At 50.6% G+C, this 3,259-nt stretch carries 2 protein-coding genes and 2 pseudogenes; 1 reads left to right on the forward strand and 3 read right to left on the reverse strand.

Annotated features, from left to right (window positions below; genetic code table 11):
- Together ACTHUE_RS13830 and ACTHUE_RS13835 are read right to left on the reverse strand one after the other, a co-directional pair.
- Positions 1 to 1,120 (reverse strand): annotated as a pseudogene (locus tag ACTHUE_RS13830) (ATP-dependent DNA helicase DinG); the annotation flags it as partial.
- Positions 1,121 to 1,284: 164 nt separating this feature from the next.
- Positions 1,285 to 1,503, reverse strand: a complete 219-nt coding sequence (locus tag ACTHUE_RS13835) for a DUF2061 domain-containing protein (protein WP_107768592.1) — start codon at positions 1,501 to 1,503, stop codon at positions 1,285 to 1,287.
- Between the two features lie 128 nt (positions 1,504 to 1,631).
- On the opposite strand from ACTHUE_RS13835, the gene ACTHUE_RS13840 reads away from it, so the two are divergent.
- Positions 1,632 to 2,582, forward strand: coding sequence for a D-2-hydroxyacid dehydrogenase (locus tag ACTHUE_RS13840; RefSeq protein WP_070461530.1), 951 nt, complete (start codon positions 1,632 to 1,634; stop codon positions 2,580 to 2,582).
- A 195-nt stretch (positions 2,583 to 2,777) separates the two neighbouring features.
- On the opposite strand, the pseudogene ACTHUE_RS13845 reads toward ACTHUE_RS13840, so the two are convergent.
- Positions 2,778 to 3,259, reverse strand: a pseudogene (locus ACTHUE_RS13845) (NADP-dependent phosphogluconate dehydrogenase); the annotation flags it as partial.

Below are 3,259 nucleotides of genomic sequence, written 5' to 3' on the forward strand. Positions count from 1 at the left end.
CCGTATTGGAAACTGTGGTTTCCAGGCCTTCGGGGATTTTGCCGTCTTCCCACAGCCAAGTCGGTTCGTTGTGTTTCCGCCTGTCGTTTTCAGACGACCCCAGACTTAAAGACGGCTCTTCCGCCAAGTGAAACTGCCATTCGTGCAGGCTGTCGAGCAAGGATGTGGCAGCTTCGTCAGCAAGGTTGGCAAGTTCGGCTTTATCGGTCAGCGTGGCAATTTTGCCGGTAAGCTGCGGCAGTTTTTCCAGCGTCCAAACGGCAATATTCCATGAATGTTCGGCGGCAAAACGGCTGAGGGCTTTTTTGGGCAGATGGTGCGCTTCGTCTATGCAATAGAAACTGTTTTCGGGTGCAGGCAGAATCACGCCGCCGCCCATGCTGATGTCGGCAAGCAGAAGGTCATGGTTGGCAACGACGACATCGACGGTTTCCAAAACATCGCGCGCCAGGTAAAACGGGCATTCCGGACGGTTAGGACAGGCGGATTTCAGGCAACCGTGGCGGTCGTTGGTAACTTTGAGCCAAATCGCGTCATCGATTTTTTCCGGCCAAGTGTCGCGGTCGCCATTAAAGCGGCGGGCGGAAAATTCATCGGCAATGTCGCGCAGCAGGTTCAATTCTTCCGGCTTGGGTTTGCTGTCCCACAACACTTCCGGCGCTTCAAAACCAAGCAGGTTTTGCTGGGCGTTGTTTTGCGTCAGTTGATAGAGTTTGTAAGGGCAAAGATAACGGCCGCGCCCCTTGGCAAGCGTAAAGGTCAGCTCCAAACCGCTTTTTTCGACCAGAAACGGTAAATCGCGGTCAACCAACTGCTCCTGCAAGGCCACCGTCGCGCTGCTGACAATCAGCCGTTTGCCGCGCGTTTGCGCCATGATGCCGCCGGCCAAAAGATAGGCCAACGATTTACCCACGCCGGTCGGCCCTTCGATCACGGCAATGCTCTCGCCCTCGCGTTTGGGCGCTTCTTCGCCTTCTTCACGCGTCAACGTCCGCGAAAAAGCGTTGGCAATCGCCGCAATCATTTCCCGCTGCGAAGCGCGCGGACGGAAACCGGGCAGGTTTTTGCCGATGTTTTGGTAATGGTCGCGGATGGCGTTTTTTTCTAAATCGGTGAGCATTGAGGCCGTCTGAATGGGTTTGCAAGAATAGCGTATTTTAGCATTTTTACCTTCATGAAGCCTTCGTAAAGTCTTACCCTATTTTAGGGTTTGGCATTTTGATGGCGATGGACGAACTGCAAAGGCATAATCGTTTTTAATCAAGCAAAGGGCCGTCTGAAACTTTAGCCGCACTGATGCAGAGGCACCCACAATTTTTGTTTTTCGGATTTGTTTTTCTCGTAGCGGTTCCACGCTTTTTCGTGAAAATAAAAGACGACGGTATTGGCGATGGGTTCGACCAAGGCCACCGCGCTGGAAACGCCGATACTGCCGGTCAGAATATAGGCGACACTAAATGCGACGCTGAAATGCAAAATAGCAAATGTAATGGTTTTAATCATTCTGTTTTCCTGATACATTGGTGTTTTAATCGCTACATAATAATTATTATCAACTAACGCGTATATTTTAAATCCTTTATCCTAATTTAGATTTTATAAATCGATATTTTATTTTTGATAGGAATTTTATGAACCCGCTCCATATTGTCGTCCTCGACCGCGATACTCTCGTCAACCGCCCGTTTGATTTTGATTTTCCACATACATTGAGCAGCTACGGCACAACCGAAGCGCACGAAACCTTAGAGCGTATCCGCGGCGCGGACATTGTGATTACCAACAAAGTCGTGATTTCCGCCCAAGCATTTGCCGAAAATCCACAATTCAAGCTGGTTGCCGTTACCGCGACAGGCGTCAACAATGTGGACGTTGAGGCTGCCAAACAAAACGGTACGGCAGTGTGCAATATCCGCGCTTACGGCAATGAATCCGTGGCGGAACACGCGTTTATGATGATGATTACCCTGATGCGCAACCTGCCTGCCTATCAGCGTGACGTTGCGGCAGGCTTGTGGGAAAACTCACCGTTTTTCTGCCACCTCGGCGCACCGATGCGCGATTTGAACGGTAAAACGCTGGCGATTTTCGGTCGCGGCAATATCGGGAAAACGCTGGCAACTTATGCTCAGGCTTTCAAAATGAATGTCGTGTTCGCCGAACATAAAAATGCCCAAAGCGTCCGCGACGGTTATGTTTCCTTTGACGAAGCCATCCGCTCCGCCGATGTCGTATCGCTTAATTGTCCGCTCACGCCGCAAACGGCCAATATGATAGGCGAAGCTGAATTGCAGCAAATGAAACCCGGCGCCATCCTCATCAACTGCGGACGCGGCGGCTTGGTTGATGAAGCCGCTTTGGTTGCGGCGTTGAAATACGGCCAAATCGGCGGAGCAGGTTTTGACGTATTGACACAAGAGCCGCCGCGCGACGGCAACCCTCTGCTGAAAGCCCGACTGCCCAACCTCATCGTCACGCCACACATTGCATGGGCAAGCCAAGAGGCCGCCAACCGCCTGTTTGACATCCTTTTAGACAATATCAACCACTTTGTGGCCGGTAATCCGCAAAATCTGGTTTAATCTATGGAAAACCTGTTGATAAGGTTGTGAACAATTTTAAAGGCCGTCTGAAATATTCAGACGGCCTTTATTAATTCTTATTTATTTCATAAAGTTATCTATAAAATAGGTTAAATCGTTTCATTCTTCATTGTGGATAACCCTATAAAAAGGCCGTCTGAAATACTCAGACGGCCTTTTGTTTGCTCAGGCAAATTAAATATCGTATGTGGTTGAAGCGGTATCGCCGCCCTTGCCTGTCCAGTTGGTATGGAAGAACTCGCCGCGCGGTTTGTCGGTACGCTCGTAAGTGTGCGCGCCGAAGTAGTCGCGTTGCGCTTGCAGCAGGTTGGCCGGCAGACGCTCGGAAGTGTAGCCGTCAAGGAAGGTAATGGCGGAAGCCATGCAAGGCATCGGAATACCGTACTCAATCGCTTTGGCCACCACTTTACGCCATGCAGGCAGACAGGTTTCCAACACGCCTTTGAAATAAGGATCGGAACCCAAGAATACCAAATCAGGATTGGCTTCGTATGCGTCACGGATGTTGCCCAAGAACGCGCTGCGGATGATGCAGCCTTCGCGCCACAAGAGGGCAGTATTGCCGTAATTCAATGCCCAATCGTTGTTTTCGCTGGCTTCGCGGATCAGCATAAAGCCTTGTGCATAAGAAATGATTTTGGATGCCAACAGGGCTT

The organism is Neisseria sp. P0021.S005, assembly GCF_051956955.1.